The following is a 25,892-nucleotide window of genomic DNA, read 5'->3' on the forward strand; positions in this document are numbered from 1 at the left end:
ATTTGGTCTATAGCCCGAGCAACTAAAATGTAAAAATAATTAGTCCTTTTAAAATTTGACATACCATTTTTTTGTATTAATTTACCTACAATTAATCCTAATCAATGACGCTCAATTATTATGATAATAAAGTACCTCATCTCATTGAGGAATACTATCAATTAACTTTTACTGAGGATGAGGTTCCTTTTCAATCGACAGTGTTACCAATAGGCCTTACCCATTTAACTCATATTTTTTATGGAGATCAAAAAGCTATCGTAGAACATAAAGAAATGCCTATTACAAATACCATTGTTAGCGGGCAATTTTTTAGGTCATATCAATTCTATTCTACTTCAGAAGCCATGTCATTTGGTATTAGTTTTCATCCAACCGCCTTGTTCAAAATATTAAATACAGATATTTCTGCGCTTCAAGACAAACACGTGCTGTTATCATCATTTCACCCAAAATTATTCGCAAAAATCAAATCTGTATTTGAAGACTTTCGAAGCGGAGAGCATCAAGCAAAGCAATTTGATCACTTTTTCTCTAACCTAAACCTCACAATAAACAATAACACAAAACATATTGATATCGCCATAAATTTAATAAAAGATAGCAATGGTCTCATAACCATTAGCGATATTCTTGAACAAATTAATATCTCTCAAAAAACATTAGAAACACAATTTAAAAAAATTGTTGGTCTTACACCTGGAAAATACATTAGGCTCTTCAGATTTTTACAACTAATGAGAAAATATGAGAGTCAAGAAACCACAATTAAAGACCTTATGTTCATGTTTGGCTATTACGACAGATCCCATTTTTCTAAGGATTTTAGGCTCTTCATGAACGAAACTCCTAAATCGTATTTCAAGAAAGACTACCCTTTATTAAAGGCCGTTTTCAGAAACCAATAGTTACGATTTTTTACACCGTTATACTGTTTTTATGTTTTACATTTACAATCTGAAATGATTGTCATTTTATAAAATTAATATATAGGGTTTATTAATTTTTAGTTATTTGTAGTAAAAGACTTGACCATTTCATTTTAGTTAAAATTCAAAGAATTAAGGAGTTGTGTCATTGCAACTCCTTTTTTTAAATACACATTTGAAATTCACTTTTAATTTCATATTTTGCAATACTACAATCCTATCAGACGCAATGACAGAAATAACAAGACTTTTTGATTTTCCATATTATCAATTAGAGGTTCATAATTTAGATGCAGCTTTAGTAACAAAATATGATGGCGAATGGGTAAAAACCTCAACCAAAGATTACTTAGATAAAGCTAATGCCGTGAGTCGTGCTTTGTTAAAACTAGGAGTTCAAAAAAACGACAAAATTGCGGTCATCTCATCCACTAATAGAACTGAGTGGAATATTATGGATATAGGTATTCTGCAAACAGGCGCTCAGAACATTCCCATTTATCCAACAATTTGTGCCGAAGATTATGAATATGTTCTTAACCATAGTGAAGCTATATATTGTTTCGTTTCTGACATTGAAGTTTTAGAAAAAGTAAGAAAAGTCCAAGGAAATACTAAGGTAAAAGAAGTGTATTCCTTTAATCATATTGAAGGTTGCAAACATTACTCTGAACTCTTTGAGCTAGGTAAAGACACAAGCACTCAACCAGAAGTAGAAGCTAGAAAAGATAATGTTGACCCTCAAGATTTGGCAACAATTATATACACCTCAGGAACAACCGGAAGACCAAAAGGTGTAATGCTCACACATCATAATATTACAAGTAATGCCTTAGATGCCTCTGAAAGATTACCTTTAATGGACGGCAATGAAACTAGGGTACTGAGCTTCCTTCCTATTTGCCATATTTTTGAACGCGTATTAATTTACATCTATCAATTTGCTGGAACCACCATATATTTTGCAGAAGGTATTGACAAAATTGGGGATAATGCAAAAGAAATAAAACCTAATTTAATGAGTGTGGTTCCGAGATTACTTGAAAAAGTATTCGACAAGATCATGCTGAAAGGAGAAGACCTCTCTGGTATTAAAAAAGCACTTTTCTTTTGGGCCGTAAAATTAGGAGAACAATGGCAACCTTATAGAGCAAATGGGGCTTGGTATGAATTTAAACTTAAAATTGCTAGTGCTTTAATCTTTAGTAAATGGCGAGAAGCCTTGGGTGGTGAGCTTACAACTATGGTGTCGGGGAGCGCTCCTCTTCAACCGAGATTGTCACGAATATTTTCCGCTGCCGGAATGAAAGTTATGCAAGGTTATGGATTAACTGAAACATCTCCTGTAGTTTCCGTAGAAATGTATGCTAACAACTTATTTAAAATAGGAACGGTTGGTCAACCCATAAGAAATGTAGAGGTTAAAATTGCCGACGATGGAGAAATCCTTATAAAAGGACCAAATGTAATGAAAGGTTACTTTAAGGATCCTGAAAAAACGGCAAGTGTAATGACCGATGATTATTTTCATACGGGAGACAAAGGTGAAATTGATTCTGAAGGCTTTTTAAAAATCACAGGACGTAAAAAAGAAATGTTTAAGACCTCAGGTGGAAAGTATGTTATTCCTCCCCTTCTCGAAAACGACATGAAACAATCACTTTTTATTGAACAAATTATGGTGGTTGGTGAAAGCGAAAAAATGCCAGCAGCAATAATACAACCTAATTTTGACTTTATAAGAGATTGGATAGATCATAAAGAACTGAATATAGGAACTTCAAATGAAGACATTGCATCTTCAGAAATTGTTATTAAACGAATTCAAAAAGAAATCGACAAATACAACAAGAACTTCGGAAAGTGGGAACAGATTAAACGATTTGAACTCACTCCTGATGTATGGTCAATAGATGGTGGTCAATTAACACCCACAATGAAGATGAAACGCGATATTATTAAAGGCATTTATCAAGACCTTTATGATAAGATTTATCGATAAGTAGATGGTTTTTATGACATATAAAGGCTTCTAATACTTTATTAGACCTTTTTTCGTTCTTTTTTCAAACCTAAAAAATGTTTGATTCGATGTTGATATAAATAACTTTGATACATAATCTTAAAATTTTATCAATCATGAAAAAATCAATTAAACTAGTAACATGTTTATTCTTGTTATTATCATTATCTATCCAGGCTCAGCAAAATAATCAAAAACATTGCGACGCCATTACTCTTAACAGAAGCATACAATTTGATGGCAGTTCTGATACCGAAGAAATAAAGGTAGAAGTAGCCGACTCAGCAAAAAAGTTATATGTCAGTATTAATAGTACCATAAAATCTGGGTACTTAACCGTTGAAGTTTACGACCCAAAAGGCAACAAAAAAGGTAATTTTTCTATTGAAAGTCAGGTTAAATCTAGCAATAAGAAAAAAGAATTGGTTTGTGGTCAAATGCAAAAACATATTGACGATCCGATACAAGGAAATTGGGTAATTAAACTCATTCCTAATAATGTCGCCGGAGATGTGTCCATCTGTACATCTATGATGTAACACTAATCTAATCTAACCAAATGCAAAAAGACAATAGACTTAAATATTTCAAAAGACTTGTTGTTTTGCAGTTGATTTTTGCATTAGCCAGTTTCAATTGCTATTCACAATCTACATCAAAAAACGTACAGTCCATAAAAGGTAAACTACAGTTAGATTCCATTTGGGAACCTGTGGTTTACCTATCACATATACCCACATTTAAAGACATGTATACCATGTCTAACGAAATGATTATTGCAGAAACAAAAATCGACAGCAACGGGTATTTTCATTTTTCATCAAAAGCCCTGCCTAGTGCAGATAATCTTTACCGCATTCATTTATCAAAAAAGGAAGCGCCAGCGGCCTCATTAATTATTGGTGGCAAAGAAGAGAATCATATTTTTTTTATAGCCAATCAACATTCGAATATCAGCATAAGCAATACGGCCAACGATAGTCTATTTAGCCCATATAGCATTACAGGATATAGCCCGAATAAAGACCTTAAAATAATAACACATCTTATTTATCAAGGAGATCATGACAATAGCAAATACGGATCTATAAAAAAGGAATTTGTAAACAAAACTTTAAACCAGCAATTAAGACATATTGCCGATACATCTTCACATCCAATCGTATCCCTTTACGCTCTTAATCACAGTAAATTCGAATCTACTTTTCTAGAAAATCAATCATTTTATAAGAACTATTTAAGGAAATGGGAGAACGATAATTCTACCTATTTTAAAGAATTAAGAGTTAAATTTCCGAAAGAAGAAAACACAGCAACATTTTGGTTTATAGGGATTGGTATTCTCTTCTTTATGCTAGGCTTTATTATCAATTATTTTTTTAATAAAAACCGTAAAAAAAACAACAACCAATTAAAATCTCTAAGTGTTCAGGAACGTAAAATATTTACTCTTCTAAAAGATGGAAAGTCTAATAAAGAAATTTCAGATGAATTAAGCATTGGATTAAGCACTGTCAAATCACATGCAAGTAAAATTTATTCAAAACTAGGCGTCAAATCACGTAAAGAAATACTTGATATTAATATTTAAGCTCACTTTATTAAATCGCAACAATAAGAGTATTATACTTTATCTTTTAACATAAAACTTACGATATTCGTAATTTTAACATCCGTTTAATGAAATTATAATATCTTTGACGCGCTAACTAATATTATTTTTTTATGAAAACAAAAAGTTTTGTACTCGCAGGTCTCATAGGAGGTGTGGTTGACTGGTTACTCGGCTGGTTATTTTACGGGATTATTTTTGCCGACACATTCCCACAACCTCAAGAAGGCACCAATGCCATGCTCTTTATTACGCTAGGCTGTTTAGTGTTTGGATTTTTTATCTCCTACATTTTTAACAAATGGGCTCAAATTACAACATTGATGACAGGTGCCAAAGCTGGTGCCATTATTGGCCTTTTTATGGGGCTAATTACTGTACTCTTCAATATGGCGAACCAAATTGAAATAGACTATCAAAGATATGGTTTAGAGTTGTTAATCTCTATAATTATGGCTGCAGTAGTTGGTGCTGTCGTTGGTTTAATCAACGGAAAAACAAGTTAGCCCTACAAATACACACATATTTTTTAAAGCGTTTCTTATGAGACGCTTTTTTAATTTTAAAATCATAAAATTTAAATAATTTATTATGCATGCATAGTATTTTTTAGTATATTTGGATTCCAAAATTCAAATTATGAAGGATAAAACTATTGACTATGTACTTAGAACCACTTGGTTAGCTGTCAATAAGATGTATAACGAAGAAGCATCTCAATTTGGTACAACAATGGCTACAGGCTTTGCCCTCCTAAGTATAGATCCTGAAAACGGAACACCTTCTACATCTCTTGGCCCAAAAATGGGAATGGAGGCAACAAGTTTATCACGTACGCTCAAAACCATGGAAGAAAAGGGATTAATTACTAGAAAACCAAATCCTGAAGATGGTAGAGGTGTGCTTATTCACTTAACCGAATTTGGACGAGAAAAAAGAGCGTATTCTAGAGAAAAAGTACTCACCTTCAACGAAACGATAAGAGATAACGTTTCTGAAGAAGAGTTAGCAAATTTCTACAAAGTAGCTGAAGTCATTAATAATATGATTTCAAATAAACAGATATACAACCAAAAAGAACACATTTTAAAATAAGATGAGTAAACGTAGAATTAAAAAGATTGCCATTATTGGATCAGGTATTATGGGAAGCGGTATCGCTTGTCACTTTGCTAATATTGGTGTTGATGTTTTATTATTAGACATCATTCCGAGAGAATTAAATGATAAGGAAAAGGCCAAAGGTTTAACCTTAGAAGACAAAGCTGTTAGAAATAGACTAGTTAATGATGCATTAACAGCCTCTATAAAATCGAAACCTGCCCCACTCTATCATCCTTCTTTTAAAAATCGAATCACGACAGGAAACCTTGAAGATGATATTTCAAAAGTAAAAGATGTAGATTGGATTATGGAAGTTGTTGTTGAACGCCTAGACATTAAACAACAAGTCTTTGAAAAGCTAGAACAGCATAGAACTCCTGGTACTTTGATAACATCAAACACATCTGGTATTCCTATAAAATTTATGAGTGAAGGAAGAAGTGACGACTTCCAGAAACATTTCTGTGGTACGCATTTTTTTAATCCTGCTAGATACCTGAAATTATTTGAAATCATACCAGGCCCAAAAACAGACTCTTCTGTTTTAGACTTTTTAAATGGTTATGGCGAACAATTTCTTGGAAAAACTTCTGTAATTGCTAAAGACACACCTGCCTTTATAGGAAATAGAATAGGTATTTTTAGTATTATGAGCTTGTTTCATGCTGTTAAGGATTTAGATTTAACTATTGAAGAAGTAGATAAGTTATCTGGACCTGTTATAGGACGTCCAAAGTCGGCAACTTTTAGAACTGTTGATGTCGTTGGGTTAGATACCTTAGTTCATGTTGCTAACGGTATTAGAGAAAATTGTCCAAACGATGAGCGTCATGCGCTATTTCAATTACCAGATTTCATCAATACAATGATGGAAAACAAATGGCTAGGAAGTAAAACTGGACAAGGGTTTTATAAAAAAACAGTTTCGAACGAAGGCAAAAAAGAAATTCTTTCCTTAGATCTTAACACTCTTGATTATAGACAAAAACAACGTGCCAAATTTGCAACTTTAGAGCTTACCAAAACCATTGATAAAGTTGTGGATCGTTTTAAAGTTTTAGTAAACGGAAAAGATAAAGCTGGTGCATTTTACCGTAAGAGTTTTGCAGCCTTATTTGCTTATGTATCTAATCGTATCCCTGAAATCACAGACGACCTATACAAGATTGATGATGCCATGAAAGCTGGGTTTGGTTGGGAACACGGACCTTTTCAAATTTGGGATGCCATTGGTGTAGAAAACGGAATTGAAATGATGAAAGCAGAAGGCTTAGAACCTAATACGTGGGTTAATGACATGATAGCTTCGGGAAGTTCTTCTTTTTATACTGTAAAAGATGGCGCAACCTATGCGTACGATATTCCTAAAAAGTCTCAAGAAAAAATTCCTGGTCAAGACAGTTTTATCATTCTAGATAACATCAGAAAATCCAACGAAGTGTTTAAAAATTCAGGTGTTGTTGTTGAAGATTTAGGAGATGGCATTCTTAATGTAGAATTTCAATCTAAAATGAACACTATTGGTGGCGATGTTCTTGCTGGATTAAATAAAGCAATCGACTTAGCCGAAAAAGATTTTTCAGGATTAGTGGTTGGAAACCAAGGCGCTAACTTCTCTGTAGGTGCCAATATTGGAATGATTTTTATGATGGCTGCCGAGCAAGAATATGATGAGCTGAACATGGCCATAAAATATTTCCAAGACACAATGATGCGTATGCGTTACTCTTCGATTCCAACAATTTCTGCCCCTCATGGTATGACATTAGGTGGCGGATGCGAATTATCTATGCACGCAGATAAAGTAGTTGCAGCAGCTGAAACTTACATTGGGTTGGTTGAGTTTGGCGTTGGTGTGATTCCAGGTGGTGGAGGCTCTAAAGAAATGGCTTTAAGGGCTCAAGATACATTTAGAAAAGGAGATGTAGAACTAAATGTGTTACAGGAATATTTCTTAACTATTGGTATGGCAAAAGTAGCTACATCTGCCTATGAAGCCTTCGATTTAGGTGTTCTTCAAAAAGGTAAGGATATCGTTGTTGTCAATAAAGATAGGCAAATCGCTACTGCAAAAGCACATGCAAAACTATTGGCGGATGCTGGCTATACACAACCTGTTAAACGAAAAGACATAAAAGTACTTGGTAAACAAGCACTGGGTATGTTTTTGGTAGGTACAGATGCTATGGAAGCGAGTCATTACATTAGTGAGCACGACCAAAAAATTGCCAATAAATTGGCCTATGTAATGGCTGGAGGTGATTTATCAGAGCCCACTTTAGTAAGTGAACAATACTTATTAGACCTCGAACGTGAAGCCTTCTTATCGTTATGTACTGAACGCAAAACTTTAGAACGTATTCAGCACATGTTAAAAACTGGAAAACCTTTAAGAAACTAAAACAATGAAACAAGCATATATAGTTAAAGCATATAGAACTGCAGTTGGCAAAGCACCAAAAGGGGTGTTTAGATTTAAAAGAGCCGATGAATTAGGAGCTGAAACCATTCAGCATATGATGAAAGAATTACCAAACCTTGACGTCTCAAGAATTGATGATGTTATCGTTGGAAATGCAATGCCTGAAGGATCTCAAGGCCTAAACATGGCTCGATTTATTTCTTTGATAGGATTAAATAGTGTTGATGTTCCTGGAGTAACCGTAAATCGCTTTTGTTCATCTGGAATTGAAACCATCGGTATTGCTACCGCAAAAATTCAAGCAGGAATGGCAGATTGCATCATTGCAGGTGGTTCTGAAAGCATGAGTTCTGTGCCAATGACCGGATTTAAACCAGAACTAAATTATGATACAGTAAAAGCTGGACATGAAGAGTATTATTGGGGTATGGGAAATACTGCCGAAGCTGTTGCCAACCAGTTTAATGTATCAAGAGAAGATCAAGACGAGTTTGCCTATAATTCCCATATGAAAGCACTCAGAGCGCAAGCCGAAAATCGTTTTCAGGATCAAATTGTTCCTATCACAGTAGACCAAACTTATATCGATGATAATGGTAAAAAAGCGACCAGATCTTATACAGTAACCAAAGATGAAGGTCCAAGAAAAGGAACAAACAAAGAAGCCTTAGCTAAGTTGCGCGCTGTATTCGCTCAAGGCGGAAGTGTTACCGCTGGAAATTCATCCCAAATGAGTGATGGTGCAGCTTTCGTAATGGTAATGAGTGAGGATATGGTTAAAGAATTAAACATTGAGCCTATCGCACGTTTGGTTAACTATGCGGCGGCTGGTGTTGAACCTCGTATTATGGGAATTGGTCCTGTAAAAGCAATTCCAAAAGCATTAAAGCAAGCAGGCTTAAAACAATCTGATTTAGAATTAATAGAGCTTAATGAAGCGTTTGCATCGCAATCCCTAGCAGTGATTAGAGAGCTCGATTTAAACCCCGACATTATTAACGTTAATGGTGGTGCCATTGCCTTAGGTCATCCCTTAGGATGTACTGGAGCAAAATTGTCTGTACAGTTATTTGACGAAATGCGGAAACGTGATATGAAAGGTAAATATGGAGCCGTTACAATGTGCGTTGGAACTGGTCAAGGTGCCTGTGGAATATTCGAATTTTTAAACTAACAAAGAACAAAACAAAATATAGCAATGGAAACAACAGAAAAAGATATCTTAAGAGGTGGGCAATTCTTAGTAAAAGAAACGAAATGCGAAGACGTATTTACTCCTGAAGATTTTTCAGAAGAACAAAAAATGATGAAGGAAGCGGTTATGGAATTTAACGACCGTGAGATCATTCCTCATAAAGCGCGCTTCGAAGCTAAAGATTATGCGCTTACCGAAGAATGTATGCGTAAAGCCGGAGAGCTTGGTTTCTTGGGTGTAGCAGTTCCTGAAGCCTATGGCGGATTAGGAATGGGTTTTGTATCTACATGTTTAACCTGTGATTATATATCAAGTGGTACAGGTTCTTTTAGTACAGCATTTGGTGCTCATACTGGAATTGGAACAATGCCAATTACACTATACGGAACCGAAGAGCAAAAACAAAAATATGTACCAAAATTAGCTACTGGCGAATGGTTTGGCGCTTACTGTTTAACAGAGCCTGGTGCAGGATCTGATGCCAATTCTGGTAAAACTACAGCGGAGCTTTCTGCCGATGGCAAAACCTATAAAATTAATGGGCAAAAAATGTGGATATCTAATGCAGGCTTCTGCAAAATATTTATCGTTTTTGCTCGTATTGAAAATGACAAAAATATTACTGGATTTATTGTTGAAAATGATCCCTCAAATGGTATTACGCTTGGTGAAGAAGAGCATAAATTAGGTATTCGTGCGAGTTCTACACGTCAAGTATTCTTTAACGATACCGTTGTTCCTGTAGAAAACATGTTATCTGAAAGAGGTAACGGCTTTAAAATTGCAATGAATGCTTTAAATGTAGGTCGAATTAAACTTGCTGCTGCGTGTTTAGATTCACAAAGACGTATCATGTCTTTAGGCGTTCAATACGCTAATGAGCGTAAACAGTTTAAAACACCTATTTCAGATTTTGGAGCTATCAAAACAAAACTAGCTCAAATGGCAACTAGTGCTTATGCTGGAGAATCTGCAACATACAGAGCAGCAAAAAACATAGAAGATCGTATCGCTATTCGTGAAGCCTCTGGAAACACGCACCAAGAAGCAGAACTTAAAGGTGTTGAAGAATATGCTATTGAATGTTCTATCTTAAAGGTGGCTGTTTCAGAAGACGTACAGAATTGTGCAGATGAAGGTATTCAAATTTTTGGCGGAATGGGGTTCTCTGAAGAAACACCTATGGAAGCAGCTTGGAGAGATGCTCGTATTGCTCGTATTTATGAAGGTACTAACGAAATTAACCGTATGCTGTCGGTTGGAATGTTAGTTAAAAAAGCGATGCGTGGTCATGTTGATTTATTAGGTCCTGCAATGAAAGTACAAGAAGAACTTATGGGTATTCCGTCTTTCGACACACCTGATTATTCTGAATTATTTTCTGAGGAGAAAGCCATGATTGCGAAACTTAAGAAAGTCTTTTTAATGGTAGCTGGTGCAGCTGTTCAAAAATTTGGACCAGACCTAGAAGAGCATCAACAATTGCTTATTGCAGCTGCCGACATCTTAATTGAAATTTACATGGCAGAATCTACAGTTTTAAGAACTGAGAAAAATGCAAAACGCTTTGGAGAAGAAGCCCAAAAGGTTCAAATCGCCATGTCAAAATTATATTTATACAATGCTGTAAGTATTGTTGAAGGAAAAGGAAAAGAAAGTATTATTTCTTTTGCTGAAGGTGATGAACAGCGCATGATGTTAATGGGACTTAAACGTTTTACGAAGTACCAAAACTATCCAGATATAGTAGATCTTCGCAATGAAATTGCTGAAAAAGTTAAAGCAGAAAACAAGTACTGCTTTTAAAGATTTTTTATTTAGTTGAGTTGCCTCAATGAGGCAAAGTTTGTTTTTAAGATTTAGACTAATTCAAATTTTCTAAACATGGAAAGTCAATCCACTAGTGGGATTGGCTTTTTTATTTGTAACATGTTCTACTGTATTATAAAATATCTTTGTCCTAATTATGACCTGAAAAACATTCTTTTAAAGCTCAAGTCCTTCCAACTACAGTGATTTCTCTAAAAAAAAGCCAATTCAAATTGAATTGGCTTTTTTAACTAACATATGATAAGGAAAATCATAATTTTATCTTACTCGCTTTAGCCAAACCTTCATATAATGCTTTGGCTATCTCTTGCTGAAATTGATGGTTATTCAATTTGGCTTTATCTTCAGGATTAGATAAAAACCCCAATTCTAGTAAAACTCCTGGACATTTAATATCCTTTAATATTTTGAAACCTGCAGTTTTCATTTTTGCATTATCAAAATTCTTAGGAAGTTGCTGATTAATTAACGACATTCCATATTTTAAGGATTCCTTATTGGTCTTTTCATTATCATAATAAAACACTTCTAATCCCTTTGCGGCAGCATCTGGTGCCGAATTACAATGTAAGCTAATCATAAGATCTGGATTTTGAGCATTAATGAATTTCACTCTTTCATTTAAAGAGAAAAACTTGTCTTCAGACCTTAGCGTAATTAGTTTAACGGTGTTGTCACTAAATTTCATTAATTCATTTGATATTTTCAATACAATGTCTTTTTCATTTAAATGCCCCGAATCTACTCCTCCGTGGGCGGCATCTACAATAACAACTAGTGGTTTTTTTGAATCTTTGAAAGAGCTCAGCATAAATATTCCTGAAAATAAAAGTAAAGCTGTTGTGGTAGTTAATGTTCGTTTTAAAATTGATGATTTTGATTGATGTAACATAATAATTCTGTTTTTGATTTGAATGAAATTGAATCCGCTAGTTAATGGAACGCGGTGTTCCATGCGACCCGAATTAATAATGAGATGAGCATAATCTTCAAGGTCTATTCCTGATTTTATGGTGTAATTATCTGCAATAAATTCATGATTTTGTACCACTGCCCTTCTGTATAACCAGATTAAAGGATTAAACCAAAATAGGCATAGCAAGGCTTCCATGAGCAAAACATCAATAGTATGCCCCTGTTTATAATGCACAAGCTCATGTTGTATCATTGATCTTACATAGTGCTCATCATTTAAACTTTCAGAATTGACAAATAGATAGTTAAAAAAGCTCGAAGCATTTTTTGTGTCGGTCTCAATCAATTTAAAAGGACCAAAACTATCATAATGGCGTTTAGAACGTTTAAGAATGTCAATTAAATTCTTAACAAACCTGAAAGAAAAACATAAGGATATTAAAATGTAGGCATACCAAACTGCTGTAGTCATTGAATAACTGGGTTTTTCAACTTCTAAAACCGTAACACCTTCCAAGTTTTCATGAACAACTGGGATGTCTTGGTCTGTGTGTAATGATATTTGTGTGATACTAGGTACGGCATCAAATAACTCAACTTTCATAAGCGGCGACGCCATACAAAGTACTAATGTTGCTAAAAGAAATACTCGATTAAACTGAAATGTCTTTTGACGTTTCAGAAAGCAGGAATATACCAAAAACGAACATCCCAAACTTACCAAGGTATAAAACATGTAATTAATCATTTACTGTTTTTTTGGTTAATTTTATGTCGAAGCAATTCTTGAAGTTCTTCTAATTCTTCTACCGACAAATCTGCATTTTTAGTAAAAAACGACGCAAATTGCGACTTAGAGTCATTAAAAAAATGTCTAATCATCCCGTTAACTTGCTTAGAAAAATAGTCGTTCTTTTTTAAAATAGGATAGTACTGTTTATCTCTTCCTAGTCGTTCAAAACTTATATAGTCTTTATCACACATTCGTTTCAAAAGTGTTGAAATTGTAGTGTAAGCAGGTCTTGGCTCTGGAAACTGTTCAACAATATCTTTCATAAACCCTTTTTTTAGAATCCATAAATATTTCATGATTTGCAATTCAGATTTATTTAGCTGTTTTATATCCACAATTATAGTTTTAATACTACAAATGTAGTAATAAATTTTAATTGAGCAAATTTTTACAAAATGCGTATTAAAACTTTTATATCTTTATCATAAATCATCTCTTATGAAATTGAAGTTTACACTACTCGCAGTATTCGCAACAATTTATGTTGGTAATTCTCAATCCAATACCGAGGTTTTTCTCTTCGATTTGGAAGCTAACGGTTCGCAAATACAAGTAAAAAATGGTATAAATATTTCTAATAATGAAGGTTACGATAATCAACCTTCATTTTTAAACGATCGCTATATTTTGTTTGCTTCTACCAGAAATGGTCAAACAGATATTTCGAAATACGACATGCGTTACGATTCAAAATCGTGGTTAAATTTTAGTGATGGTGGCGAATATACACCACTAAAAATCCCTAATAGAAATGAAGTGTCTGCTGTTCGTTTAGACAAAGATGGCAAACAACGTCTTTATGCCTATAATATGAGCAATGGAGAATCTAATGAGCTTATACAAGATCTGGTTGTGGCTTATTATACTTGGTATGACGAAAACACAACTGTGGCTGCCGTTATTGAAGGTGACAATCTAAATTTGTTTGTAACCAATCTGGAAGAAGGCACAAGTAGAAAGTATCAAAGCAAGGTTGGACGCTCATTTCATAAAATTCCTAATTCAAATTTGGTAAGTTTTATTTCCAAAGAAAATGAAAATCAGTGGCAAATAAAATCTCTGAATCCAAAAACTGGAGCGACTAAGGTCATCGCTAACACTATGGAAGGCGTAGAAGATATTTGCTGGTTAGACGACAAAACAATACTCTCTGGAAAAGACAATGTATTATACAAACTCACCTTACGAAAAGATAATAACTGGAAGAAAGTGGCTAATTTAGAAGCTAACAGTATTTCGAAAATAACGCGGTTGGCAACCAATCCAGAAGGGACAAAGCTGTTAATTGCAGGAGATATTAACGCAACATCTGGTAGTACTGAAACTACAACAGACGATACAAAAACTGAAACAAGCGAATCTGAAGAATCTAACTCTGAAAGCACAACAGAGCCATCTAAAGTAGAGGCTATTGTACAAAGAAACCTGGAGGCATACAATGCACGTGATATTGACGCCTTTATGAAAGATTACGCAGACGATGTAAAATTATACGCTTACCCTAATACGCTTCAAACTGAAGGGAAAGATGCTATGCGTAAAAGTTATAAAGACTGGTTTGATCGTGTTAAAGATTTGAGAGCATTTATAAAGAAACGTATTGTTATTGGGAATAAAGTTATAGATGAAGAGCAGGTTACAGCAAATGGTCAAATTTTTAATGCTGTAGCTATTTATGAAGTTGAAAATGGAAAGATAACTAAGGTAACATTCATACAATAGATCTAATTTTAAGTAGATTAACAAAAAAAATGTCCATGGGTTGTAGGTTACAAACGTTATCATCATAAACAACCCTATAAAAATACAATAATGAAATACTTATTTATACTTCTTTTTGGCATGAGTTTCTGCGTTACAGCTCAGACTGCAACCACAGAAACAAAAGATTCCTTAGCTCCTAAACTTGAGAATATCAAATGGATATCGGGGAATTGGAAAGGCGAGGCTTTTGGAGGTCAGGTCGAAGAAAATTGGAGCGAACCATCGGGTGGTTCAATGATGGCCACCTTCAAACTTATTAACGACGGTAGAGTGTCTTTTTATGAAATTGAAATTATTCGAGAAATTGAAAATTCGCTTGTACTTCAACTTAAACATTTTGATAACGACCTAAAAGGCTGGGAAACCAAAAATGAAACCGTTGATTTTCCGCTAATAAAAATTACCCCAACCCAAGTCATTTTTGAAGGGATGTCCTTTGAAAAAGTGAGCGCTAACGAAATGAATGTTTTTGTTGATATTAAAAATGAAAAGGGCGAAGTAGACATTGTGAAATTTAATTACAAAAAAGCGACTAAAGAGTAATAAAGTTTACCAATACATATAGCTATGACACAACAGTATTCACTAAAATTATGTCTTTCAGTAATGTTATTATTTACTGTTAGCCTATCCAATGCTCAAACCAGTCAACAGATTTACGATATTATAGATGCAGTTTCTGAAGATCGCTTAAGACAAGATGTTAAAACCTTAACCGAATTTGGTACCAGAAACACATTTAGCGATACGCTTAGTAATACTCGGGGTATTGGAGCCGCAAGAAGATGGATTAAAAAGGAATTTGAAACCATTTCTAAGAATTGTAACAATTGCCTTGATGTGTTTTATCAAAAGGATTTTGTTACGAAAGAAGGTAATCGACGTGTTCCCCATGATGCTTGGGTAGTTAATGTAGTTGCCGTTCAAAAAGGCACAAAATATCCAAATCGTTATATTATTATGAGTGGTGATATTGACTCTAGAGCGAGTAATACTATGGATTTCACTACAGATGCTCCTGGCGCTAATGATAACGCTTCTGGCATGGCTGGAGCCATAGAAGCCGCAAGGGTACTCTCTAAATACAAATTTGAAAGCAGCGTTGTTTATGTTGGCTTATCTGGAGAAGAACAAGGTCTCTTTGGTGGTGCAGGACTAGCCAAATATGCTAAAGAACAAGGTTGGGACATTATAGGAGTTTTGAATAACGACATGATTGGAAACATTGAAGGTGTTGATGGTGTTATTGATAATAGATCATTCAGAATTTTCTCTGAACCTATAACTACTGCAGAAAAAGATCCCGAAGTACTTGCACGCCAAGCTAGAGGTCGTCGTTTTTTTGGTGGTGAAGTAGATGGAACCTCTCGTCAATTAGCTAGATATGTTCATAACAGTGTAAAAACCTATATGCCAGAAATGAATCCAATAATGGTATATCGATTGGATAGGTTTGGTAGAGGTGGTCATCATAGACCTTTTAATGATTTAGGTTTTCCTGGAATTAGAATTATGGAGGCTCACGAAAATTACACACAGCAACATCAAAATATTCGGACTGAAAATGGCATTGCTTATGGTGACACCTTTGAGCATGTCAATTTTGGTTATGCTAAAAAACTTACGGCAGTAAATGCTATTAATATGGCCAGCTTGGCTTGGGCTCCCCAGGCACCAACAGTTGTAGAAATAGGTGGAATTGTAGAGCCTTCTGCAAAACTAAAATGGAATTCCGTTGATGGCGCCAAAGGTTATAAAATATATTGGAGAGATACTACATCTCCAACTTGGGATCACAGTAGATATGTTGGAAATGTTACCGAATTTACACTCAAAGGTATTGTTATCGACAATTATTATTTTGGCGTATCTGCTGTTGGCAAAGATGGTTTTGAAAGTATCGTAGTATTTCCAAATGGTAGAATACAAAACTGATACCTTATTGGTTTTTTATAATGCAAAAAGACCATCCATTGGACAGTCTTTTTGTTGACATAAAATAAAAAAACTAACTAATTAACTAAAATCTTTTTTGAGTTAATACCGTTTTCGGCTTTTACAATTACAACATAAGCACCTGTACTCATTGTATTTGTATTAATGTTTAACTCACTATAAGTATTTGAAGCATTTGATCTATGTACAGACTGACCTAGAATTGAATATACTTCAACAGTATCTATTTTTAAATTTGAATTATTTAATATTTTGATTTGATCTGAATTCGTGTCAAATAATATATCTAATGCTTTATTTGCTTCAAAATCTGTCGTTCCTAAAGTCTCTGGTTGCATAAATACAATTTCGAAACGATTTAAATATAAACCAGCTGGAAGTTCAACTTCGTATGGTCCATCTTTGATACTATGAAAAACACCTAATTCAACATCATGAACAAAAATTTTCATAGCGTTAGGAATATTTTCTAATTTATGAATGGAAATCATGTTAACTCCACTCGTATTTGTGTTAATACCAATAGGCATTACAGTCTCTTCATTAATACTATCAATTCCTTGATTGATATATTTTCCATTTCCTATTAACCAATACATGTCATCAGATTGTACATTATCAATTGACATATCAAAATCTGAGTCATAGCCTTCTGTAGCATTCTCATCTTCCACAACTAAAATCTCTCTTTCATAAGAACCTGCAGAGTTTAACTTCAATCCAATCTTTTTTCTTAAATCTGGATCATTAGGTGTATTGGCAAATACAAAATTTGAACACATTAAAGCGATACAAAAAAGTAAAGTTGATACGCTTGCTGTTTTTGAAATCTGAAAATTTGTAATTGTTTTCATAATAGTTAAATTTTTAATGATGTTTTACATCATTTGCTTAGTTAAATTCTCTTTTTTATTTATTAAATGCTGTGCTTTAAATACCATTTAGTATTTGCACATTGAGGGAGAATACTTCGCTATTACGAAAAGTATTTTAGATTAATTTGTAATTGAAGAAATATTATGAAAGTCAAATAGGTATTTTATTTCATAGGCTTGGGGCCAAATATTTAATTGTATGTTATACACACAATTTCAATAACACTTCAAATATAAAAGCGCAAAATGAGTTGTTATTATATTCTCGTTTAGATGAATTATTTACTCGTTATAATGATGAAAATTGCAAAAATTACCGATTAAATACTTCATTACAACAGCTTCACAAACCACTGATTACCAGTGAAAACAACCATAAAAACCTATTATTTTACTGCTGTATTTAGAATAACACTAATACAAACCAAAAAGGCTACCAAATTTGGCAGCCTTTAAGTTGACATAAAAATTAAAAAACTAACTAATTAACTACAATTTTTGTTGAGAACCCTCCTGTTTCGGTTTCAACTTTTACAATATAAGCGCCAGCGCTTAACGTACTTGTTTCTATTTTAATTTCACTCTCGGTTGTAAGATCATCTGAATTATAAACAGACTGACCAAGAATAGTAAATATTTCTATATTATCAATTGCAAGATTTTTAGGGTTTAGTATTGTAATAGCTTCAGCTTCACCGTCAAATAAGACTTGTAAAATTGACTCTTCAATATCACTATTTTCTACACCAAGAGAATCTTGATTACTAAATACAATTTCAAATCGGCTTAAATGAATACCCGAAGATAAACTCACATTGTATTCACCTTCTTTTAAATTGTGATAAATACCGAGTTCTTTATCGTTTAAAAAGATATCCATATCATCTGGTATATTTTCTAATTTATCAATTGAAATAACATTAGATCCAGTTTCATTAACATGCATTCCGAGCGGAAGTACTGTTTCAACCGAAATTGTATTAATTCCTTGAATTACATATTTCCCTTCATCAATTAGCCAATACATATCATCGGCCTGACTGTCATACAACTCGGCATCGTACCCCCAGTCATATTCCATTGATGCATTTTCATCTGCAGTCACTAAGATTTTTCTCGTATAAGTGCTTGACGAATTAAACTTCAAGCCAATTTTCATTCTTAAATCTGCCTCAACTTCTGGCAGTTCGGTTTCGTCGTCATCTTCGGAACTATTAGCAGCCCCAGCATTACGCATAAATGTAGAAGCACTAGTAGCTTCGGTCATAAATACTCTTTGACCATTATTAAATCTAATTGTTCCTGTATTTTCTCCAATAACAAAGAATCCTTGACCAACCGGAATATATCGTCCAGGTAGTTTGTTACCCACAAAATCACTTTGATCTACATCTTCATCTGCCACACCATAGGCTGCAGCTGGAACAGCTCCGGCCAAATTGTAGGTTGCATATCCTCCTTGATATTCAGATAGAACATGAGATCCTCCACCCCAATGTTCCCAGTAATAAATGGTACCAGTTGTATTACCAGCACCTTCAATCGTAGGCGCATTATCCTGAATAAATTGGTGAGAATCTATAGCAGAAGCATATGGGTTTCCTACGAGGTAATCATTTCCAGCAGTAATAGGTAATGTAATGTCACCATTATTAGGCTTTCCGTTTACAACATAGTTTTGTTCTTGAGATACATTTCCAGATGTATTTGCAACACCCTTCATTGTAAAGCCTTCTCCAGCTTTTAATGTTCCTGTGCTTCTTACATGCTGCCATGCCGAATAATCATCATCTGGCTGATTAGCAAATTTCCAAACCCAGTAATCTGCAATACCAATTGGCGAACCAGAAGTACCATCATATGAGTTTGTAATAAAATTTATATTTTGAGGAGATGAAGAACTTGTTCCATCTCTAAATACACTACTTAATGAATAGTTTGTATTATTAGCTGATGTGCTTGATACACCTACTGGTGATGACCAATAGTTATAAGTAAACATATCTCTTGTACCTTGTTGATCTTTTTCCAATGACCCAGAACTTGAAATTTCTAAATCACTATCATCTGATTGAATTAACTGAGATTCTCCTTCTAAATCTATATCACCATTTAATCTCAAATAGTGTGTTACGGTTAAACCATATCCCGTTTTAGATGTATTATTTCCTTCTACTGTAATCTTATTTGAATTAACAATCAAACCTAATAACGATCTGTTTTTTGACGTAATAGAACTATTATTCATAGTTAGATTATGTGATGTCTCTACAATATTCCAATCTATAGAAATTGACGCATGAGAAATTGATTTTGCTCCTGGTATCGCTTGTACAGAACCATTAACCCATGATGAGTTTGACTCCCAACTTCCATTTTGCGTTGACTTATAAGGTAATGGTGCCGTTTGTGTATCAATAGAACTATTAGGTACATTGTACAATCTTCCATTTATACTAGTTTGATTAGACTTATTAAATAAGCAATTTCCTCTCAAGTGCGAAAACGGAAAATAGCCTTTTAAGTTATTCCATGGTAATGTAGAAATATCGTTCTTTGTAGGTGTTATATTTTTCGTTTTAAAATATGAACCACTTACCAAATTACTTGTCTCTTCTATCTCTTGATTCATGATATAGCGCAATTGGTCTTGCGATAATTCTATATCCCAAATTCTAACCTCATCAATGTCACCATTAAAAAATCTTCCAGGTGTATCTCCAGAAGCTCCAATTAAAAAAGGTGATGTTGATGTTCCAGGTGCTGTTTTTGTTGCAGATATATTAGCAACACCATCTAAATATAGAGTTGCTTTAGAACCGTTGAAAGTCACAGCTACATGATGCCATTCACCTGTTGGAATTGCTACCGTTGAAGTTATAGATTGAGATGTGTAGTCGGCCGTTTTCCATGTTAATTGCAGTCTATTACTACCATTAATTCTTAAATCAAATCCGCGAGAGTTGTTATTATTTCTTTTAGAAACAATTGATCTGCTGGTTCCACTTGTTCTATTAATCCATGCAGAGACAGTAAAGCCTCCAGCATTTAAATCGTAATTATCTCCTAAATCAACATAGTTAGAAGATCCATCAAAGTTGAAATGGTAAGAGTCATTCATCTCAACTAATTTAGCTAAGGTAAAATAATCTCCATCCTCTAAATTTAATCCTGTAAACGTCACCGTTTTTGTTGAAGAGTTATAGGTCCCTGTAATATTTTTATAGTTAGTTAAATCACTACTTTTTGAAATAATTAATTCTAAATCTGAACTACCAGAAATACTCCACTGACTTAAATCAAAATCCAATTTTACAGTTCCAACATCATTAGAACTTTCTCTTGCAACCCATGTTCTTCCAATTGTACTGCTTACACGTTCTGGCACAACAGAAGATTGTAATTTAACCTCAACGCCATTATTTCCAACTAATAAATAATCTCTATCGTTAGCAATAGAACCTGATTCGTCTTCCATTGTTAACACTGAAGTTTCCTTAGTAATTTCTGCAACGTGAACACTTTTAGATTTTAATTGTAATAATCCAGAGTTATCATCTCTTGCGATACCGAAAACATTATAACCAAATCCTGTATTATCAGATCCTGTCCAAGCGTACGATCCATTAGAAAGCACATAATCATTACTTGTTCCAGAATACCCAAAAGTAGTCGTGTGGTTAGGTGAGTTTTCCCATCTGTAATACTCATCATTATAACCTAAAGTAATACCATACTTAATAGCCATATAGGTTTCAACTTTTTGTCGCTCTGCCGCTGTTAATGCCCTATCGTAAACAATAATTTCGGCAACATTTCCTTGTAGTAAATTACCAACATTAGTATTACTTGTATTTCTTCTTGCTCCAATAAGAACATCCATGTTGGTCGTTTCACCAGTACCAAAACCAGCATCTCCATCTGTATAAGTAGTTAATGGATCTTGATAACCATTTACAAATCTTTTTATTTTTCCAGTTGCTTCATTGGGATCATTTGCTAACGAAGCTCCATTGATGTCAACAACTAATGACGAAATCTTTGGATCGTTTCTGGCATGGGTAATTCCGTAGTTAATTCCACTATTTGGATCACCTTGCCCAGTACCCGAAGTCCTAGCCAAAGTATAATGTACTACACGATCTCTATCTCCTAACCAAAGTTGATAACTTCTACTACTACTAGTAGCTCTAGATAGAATTGTTCCTGCACCACTTTGATCTGTTAAAAATGCAGCAAAAATTGACATGCTCGAAGGGTTTGTAATTCCGGCATCAGGCGAAGGCGTAATATCCAAACCTGAACCTAAAACCGAAGCGTTGGCAATTTTCATATATTCTCCTCCACTTCTTGTAAACTTAAGTGCAGGATTAAAATTAATAGCATCTGTAATATACCTAGGACCGTAAGTAGAACCTTTGGTTACACTAAATGTGTTTCCTGAGTTGTCACCCCAAGTATCTACACGTTGATTGTTTGTTGTCGTACTGGTTGAGGCATCTGCCTTCATCCATAATTGTAATTGTGTACTTACATTTCCCGGAGATGCTGCAACAACAGTAGATGCTTCTGGAGCCTCATACACTTGTTGTCCTACTTCTTGTCCAAATACAGCAATAGTATTGAACAAAAAGACAATAATCAGAATACATAATTTTGCAATAGTAGGTCTTCCAAAATTCTTAATAGCTTTCATAATAATAGTTTTTAATGATGTGTCGCATCATTTGGTTAAGCAAAATCTCCCTTACTTTTGTGTAAATTAAATTAAATGTTCATATGTCGTATTAACTACTAAACAAAGTTTAGCAATAACACATTGAGGGAGGATACTTTCTATTATGAAAAGTATTTTGGATTAATTTGATATTGAAAAAATATTATGAAAGTGTATTACCAATTTAGGTATTACGTTTACGAATTGAACTATCCTGAAATTATCTGTTTAACAGATTTGGAAAGAAAAGAACATAACGTTGCAGAATTAACTGCTGTAAATAGGTATTTTTGTTTCATAGGCTTGGGGCCAAATATTTAGTTGCAATATGATTACAATTTCAATAACGTTGTAAATGTATACTTACAAGATACAAACATAAACAAAAAATCGATTAAGTGTATGCAAAATTCGACGAAATACACTAAAATGTTAAAAAAACCGCTTAAATACTGGCTTTATTTAAAAAAAAAAAAGTTGTAAATCGTATAAAACCAGTATTTTACATCATTTAATCGGATTATTTTACCGTTAAACAGTGCTTTTTATGGAATATTACTTTAAAACCGACATAGAATGGAGACATTGGCTCCACAAAAATCATCATATTGAAGATGGTATTTATTTGATATTTTACAAGGTTGAAAACGCACAAAAATCGATGCGATGGGAAGAGGCTGTTAAAGTTGCTTTATGTTATGGTTGGATAGACTCCACAGTGAAGAGTCTTGGTAATGGTAAACGTAAACAATATTTTTGTCCGAGAAAACCAAAAAGTGTTTGGAGTGGGTTAAACAAAAAATACATTATAGAACTCTCTGCAAATAATCTCATACATCAAAGCGGATGGAATGTTATAGAAAAAGCTAAAAAAAATGGAAGCTGGACAGCCCTTGATGCTGTTGAGCAAGGCATTATTCCTCAGGAATTACAATTGGCATTCGATAAACATCCTAAGGCTTTTGAAAACTATCAAAACTTTGCACGTTCATACAAAAAAGGCTATCTATACTGGCTAAATCAGGCCAAACGTGAAGCCACCAGACAAAAGCGAATTGCCGAAATCATAAAACTATGTGAAGCCAATATTAAAAGTAGGGATACATGGTAATTATATCCCCCTAATATAGCTCCCATAAGGATCCTTAAATTGGATACCTTCAGTAAAACGATATTTACTCAGTAATTTAAACTCTACTAAAGCCCAAAGCACAAATTCTTTAACAAAGTAACTGTCTTCTTTTCTTAGTTTAGGTTGATACTGTCCAAGTAAATCATCTAAAGGAGAAATCCCATCCAACAAGGCTCTATATTCTTTGTCTCTAAGATCATCTAAAATTTCAAATCCATCTTGCTGATTAAAAAACCATGATACAATGGTATCATAAGGTGTCTCTTCATCTTCTTTTTTTAGTTTTTCTATCTTCGGAAAAAACTCCGAAAATAAACGTTTTACAGCTTCTCCAATGAGATTATAGGCCACCATAGCCGCACCTTCTTGCTCTCCTTCGTATACCAATTCGACTTTACCAGTTATTGACGGAATAATACCAACAAAATCACTAAGACGTAACATTGTTGTGCGATCTCCAGCTTTAAGAGCACGACGTTCTGCAGTGCTCAGTAAATTCTCAAGAGCTGTAATACTCAAACGCGCACTCACACCACTTTTAGCATCGATATATTCACTTTCCCTCGCTTCAAATACAATCTGCTCAAGTAAATCTCTTGCCAAATCTGGAACCATAACAGCATTTTTTTGACTTTCAACTAACTTAGCTTCCTGCTCTGTAATTAATCGTGCAGTCTCTATGTCCATTGGATAATGTGTGAGAATCTGACTCCCAATTCGGTCCTTCAAAGGCGTTACAATACTACCTCTATTAGTATAATCTTCTGGGTTAGCAGTAAATACAAATTGAACATCAAGAGGTAATCTTAATTTAAACCCTCTTATTTGAATATCTCCTTCTTGCAAAATATTAAATAAAGCCACTTGAATTCTAGCCTGTAAATCGGGTAATTCATTAATAACAAAAATGCAACGGTTAGCTCTTGGAATCATACCATAATGAATAACCCGATCATCAGCATAGCTCAATTTTAAATTTGCTGCTTTTATAGGGTCTACATCCCCAATAATATCTGCTACAGTTACATCTGGTGTTGCTAATTTTTCTGCAAAACGATCACTTCTGTGCAACCATGCAATTGGTGTATTATCTCCTTTTTCAGAAATCAACTCAATGGCAAAACGCGAAATAGGATGAAAAGGATCATCATTGATTTCAGAACCGTCTACATAGGGAATGTATTCATCTAACAGGTTGAGCATCAAACGAGCTAAACGTGTTTTTGCTTGCCCACGAAGACCTAACAAATTAATATTGTGTCTCGATAAAATAGCACGTTCTAACTCTGGCACTACTGTGTTTTCATAGCCATGTACTCCATCAAAGACAGTCTCATTACTTTTAATTTTATCAATTAAATTATTTCGTAATTCATCCTTTATTGATTTTGCCTTGTAACCTGCTTTTTTTAATTCTCCTAAAGTTTTTATCGCTTCAATTTTCATAAATTCTATCCTCTTATTCTTTTCTTTCGATTTGTTTCATAGTCTTCAAAAATCATCTCTCCCAAGCCTTTCAATCCTGTATAAAATGCTTTTCCTTGATTAGCTCTTGTGAATTCTTGAACAAACTGCATTAAGTAACGGTCTTGAGCAATCATAAAAGTAGTTATTGGAATGTGCAACTTTCTAGCCTGTTGCGCCATAGCATAGCATTTATTGGTTATATAAGGGTTAAGCCCGTTACTATCTTTGTAATATTGTCCATCTGGAAGCCTCAAACAACTTGGTTTTCCATCGGTAATCATAAAAATTTGTTTGTTGGTATTTCGTTTCCGTCTCAACAAATCCATGGCAAGTTGAAGGCCTGCAACTGTATTAGTATGATAAGGTCCAACTTTAAGATATGGCAAATCTTTTATCTCTATTTGCCATGCATCATTTCCAAAAACTAAAATATCTAGAGTATCCTTGGGATAACGTGTAGTAATCAGCTCTGCCAGAGCCATAGCTACGCGCTTTGCAGGTGTAATGCGATCTTCACCATATAGAATCATACTATGACTAATATCTATCATTAAGACTGTACTCATTTGAGATTTATGAAGTGTTTCTTCTACAATAAGATCATCTTCTGTGATACTGAAATTACCAATCCCATGATTAATTTGAGCATTTCGTAAACTTTCTGTCATTGACACTTTATCTAAGGCATCACCGAATTGATAACTTCTAAAATCACCAGTATGTTCATCTCCAATACCAGGGCTTTTACTCTTATGATTTCCTTGTCCGCTACGTTTTATTTTTCCAAAAATATGATCTAAGGCCTGCTGCCTAATAGCACGCTCGGTTTTGGCGGTAATAGCGATACCTCCATTACCATCTGGATCGATATCTTCTTTGATATAACCTTTCTTCTTTAGGTCTTCAATAAAATCGTCAATTGTATATGCCGCAGTTGTTAGTTCATATTCCTTGTCCAATTCGCGAAGCCATGAAATAGCCTCATCAAAATCTCCTGATGTGTGCGTAATTAACTCTTTGAAAATTTCAAAAAGTTTTTCAAATGGAGACTGGTTTGGTGCTTCATAAGATTTAAAAACGAAGCCTTTTTTGAAATGAGTTCCCTGTTTCATAGCAGTATAAAAATACAACTATTACGGTGTAATTGTAATAAAGTTT

At 34.2% G+C, this 25,892-nt stretch carries 19 protein-coding genes; 13 read left to right on the forward strand and 6 right to left on the reverse strand.

Translation table 11 applies throughout. From position 1 onward, the window contains the following. Positions 1-104: 104 nt before the first annotated feature. The 9 genes from Q0893_RS12735 to Q0893_RS12775 all read left to right on the forward strand — a co-directional run bounded on the left by Q0893_RS12735 (position 105) and on the right by Q0893_RS12775 (position 11,091). Positions 105-908 carry an AraC family transcriptional regulator gene (locus tag Q0893_RS12735; RefSeq protein ID WP_298903329.1) on the forward strand — a complete coding sequence of 268 codons (804 nt, stop codon included), beginning with the start codon at positions 105-107 and terminating at the stop codon, positions 906-908. Positions 909-1,158: 250 nt separating this feature from the next. Beyond that, positions 1,159-2,931 carry a long-chain fatty acid--CoA ligase gene (locus tag Q0893_RS12740; RefSeq protein ID WP_298903328.1) on the forward strand — a complete coding sequence of 591 codons (1,773 nt, stop codon included), beginning with the start codon at positions 1,159-1,161 and terminating at the stop codon, positions 2,929-2,931. 137 nt (positions 2,932-3,068) lie between these two features. Then, positions 3,069-3,491 carry a hypothetical protein gene (locus tag Q0893_RS12745; protein WP_298903327.1) on the forward strand — a complete coding sequence of 141 codons (423 nt, stop codon included), beginning with the start codon at positions 3,069-3,071 and terminating at the stop codon, positions 3,489-3,491. Positions 3,492-3,511: 20 nt separating this feature from the next. Continuing rightward, positions 3,512-4,543 (forward strand): helix-turn-helix transcriptional regulator, encoded by a 1,032-nt coding sequence (locus Q0893_RS12750; protein WP_298903325.1) that lies wholly within the window; start codon positions 3,512-3,514, stop codon positions 4,541-4,543. 134 nt (positions 4,544-4,677) lie between these two features. Beyond that, complete coding sequence (locus Q0893_RS12755) at positions 4,678-5,070, forward strand: hypothetical protein (RefSeq protein WP_298903324.1); 393 nt, start codon at positions 4,678-4,680, stop codon at positions 5,068-5,070. Between the two features lie 133 nt (positions 5,071-5,203). Beyond that, on the forward strand, positions 5,204-5,659 hold the full coding sequence (locus tag Q0893_RS12760) for a MarR family transcriptional regulator (protein ID WP_298903323.1): 456 nt from the start codon (positions 5,204-5,206) through the stop codon (positions 5,657-5,659). 1 nt (position 5,660) lies between these two features. Then, the gene (locus Q0893_RS12765; protein WP_299276179.1) at positions 5,661-8,069 is read left to right on the forward strand and encodes a 3-hydroxyacyl-CoA dehydrogenase/enoyl-CoA hydratase family protein; all 2,409 of its coding nucleotides are present in this window, start codon (positions 5,661-5,663) and stop codon (positions 8,067-8,069) included. 4 nt (positions 8,070-8,073) lie between these two features. Continuing rightward, positions 8,074-9,264 carry an acetyl-CoA C-acyltransferase gene (locus Q0893_RS12770; protein ID WP_298903321.1) on the forward strand — a complete coding sequence of 397 codons (1,191 nt, stop codon included), beginning with the start codon at positions 8,074-8,076 and terminating at the stop codon, positions 9,262-9,264. A gap of 24 nt (positions 9,265-9,288) precedes the next feature. Beyond that, positions 9,289-11,091, forward strand: a complete 1,803-nt coding sequence (locus Q0893_RS12775; RefSeq protein ID WP_299276183.1) for an acyl-CoA dehydrogenase family protein — start codon at positions 9,289-9,291, stop codon at positions 11,089-11,091. Positions 11,092-11,365: 274 nt separating this feature from the next. Here Q0893_RS12775 and Q0893_RS12780 read toward each other — a convergent pair whose 3' ends face one another. Together Q0893_RS12780 and Q0893_RS12785 are read right to left on the reverse strand one after the other, a co-directional pair. Further along, on the reverse strand, positions 11,366-12,778 hold the full coding sequence (locus Q0893_RS12780) for a M56/M15 family metallopeptidase (protein WP_299276187.1): 1,413 nt from the start codon (positions 12,776-12,778) through the stop codon (positions 11,366-11,368). Continuing rightward, the gene (locus Q0893_RS12785) at positions 12,775-13,158 is read right to left on the reverse strand and encodes a BlaI/MecI/CopY family transcriptional regulator (RefSeq protein ID WP_298903318.1); all 384 of its coding nucleotides are present in this window, start codon (positions 13,156-13,158) and stop codon (positions 12,775-12,777) included. The genes Q0893_RS12780 and Q0893_RS12785 overlap by 4 nt, the downstream gene beginning before the upstream one ends. 103 nt (positions 13,159-13,261) lie before the next feature. Between Q0893_RS12785 and Q0893_RS12790 the strand changes: the two genes are divergently transcribed. From Q0893_RS12790 to Q0893_RS12800, 3 genes are all read left to right on the forward strand, one after another. Next, positions 13,262-14,545: a nuclear transport factor 2 family protein gene (locus Q0893_RS12790; protein WP_299276190.1), complete on the forward strand. Its 1,284-nt coding sequence runs from the start codon at positions 13,262-13,264 to the stop codon at positions 14,543-14,545. Positions 14,546-14,635: 90 nt separating this feature from the next. Beyond that, complete coding sequence (locus Q0893_RS12795; RefSeq protein WP_298903316.1) at positions 14,636-15,130, forward strand: DUF6265 family protein; 495 nt, start codon at positions 14,636-14,638, stop codon at positions 15,128-15,130. Between the two features lie 24 nt (positions 15,131-15,154). After that, positions 15,155-16,522 carry a M28 family metallopeptidase gene (locus Q0893_RS12800; RefSeq protein WP_299276194.1) on the forward strand — a complete coding sequence of 456 codons (1,368 nt, stop codon included), beginning with the start codon at positions 15,155-15,157 and terminating at the stop codon, positions 16,520-16,522. Between the two features lie 77 nt (positions 16,523-16,599). Here Q0893_RS12800 and Q0893_RS12805 read toward each other — a convergent pair whose 3' ends face one another. Together Q0893_RS12805 and Q0893_RS12810 are read right to left on the reverse strand one after the other, a co-directional pair. Next, positions 16,600-17,397: a T9SS type A sorting domain-containing protein gene (locus Q0893_RS12805; RefSeq protein ID WP_298903313.1), complete on the reverse strand. Its 798-nt coding sequence runs from the start codon at positions 17,395-17,397 to the stop codon at positions 16,600-16,602. A 502-nt stretch (positions 17,398-17,899) separates the two neighbouring features. Further along, on the reverse strand, positions 17,900-22,114 hold the full coding sequence (locus Q0893_RS12810) for a LamG-like jellyroll fold domain-containing protein (RefSeq protein WP_299276198.1): 4,215 nt from the start codon (positions 22,112-22,114) through the stop codon (positions 17,900-17,902). A 568-nt stretch (positions 22,115-22,682) separates the two neighbouring features. Here Q0893_RS12810 and Q0893_RS12815 point away from each other — a divergent pair. Further along, positions 22,683-23,246 (forward strand): YdeI family protein, encoded by a 564-nt coding sequence (locus tag Q0893_RS12815; RefSeq protein ID WP_298903309.1) that lies wholly within the window; start codon positions 22,683-22,685, stop codon positions 23,244-23,246. Here the strand turns inward: Q0893_RS12815 and Q0893_RS12820 are convergent, their stop codons facing one another. After that, positions 23,247-24,713: a sigma 54-interacting transcriptional regulator gene (locus tag Q0893_RS12820; protein WP_299276202.1), complete on the reverse strand. Its 1,467-nt coding sequence runs from the start codon at positions 24,711-24,713 to the stop codon at positions 23,247-23,249. Positions 24,714-24,718: 5 nt separating this feature from the next. Next, entirely contained in the window at positions 24,719-25,846 is a 1,128-nt protein-coding gene (locus tag Q0893_RS12825) for a VWA domain-containing protein (protein WP_298903306.1), read from the reverse strand. Positions 25,847-25,892 lie beyond the last annotated feature (46 nt).

The sequence above is a fragment of the uncultured Psychroserpens sp. genome (assembly GCF_947494225.1).
GTDB lineage: Bacteria > Bacteroidota > Bacteroidia > Flavobacteriales > Flavobacteriaceae > Psychroserpens.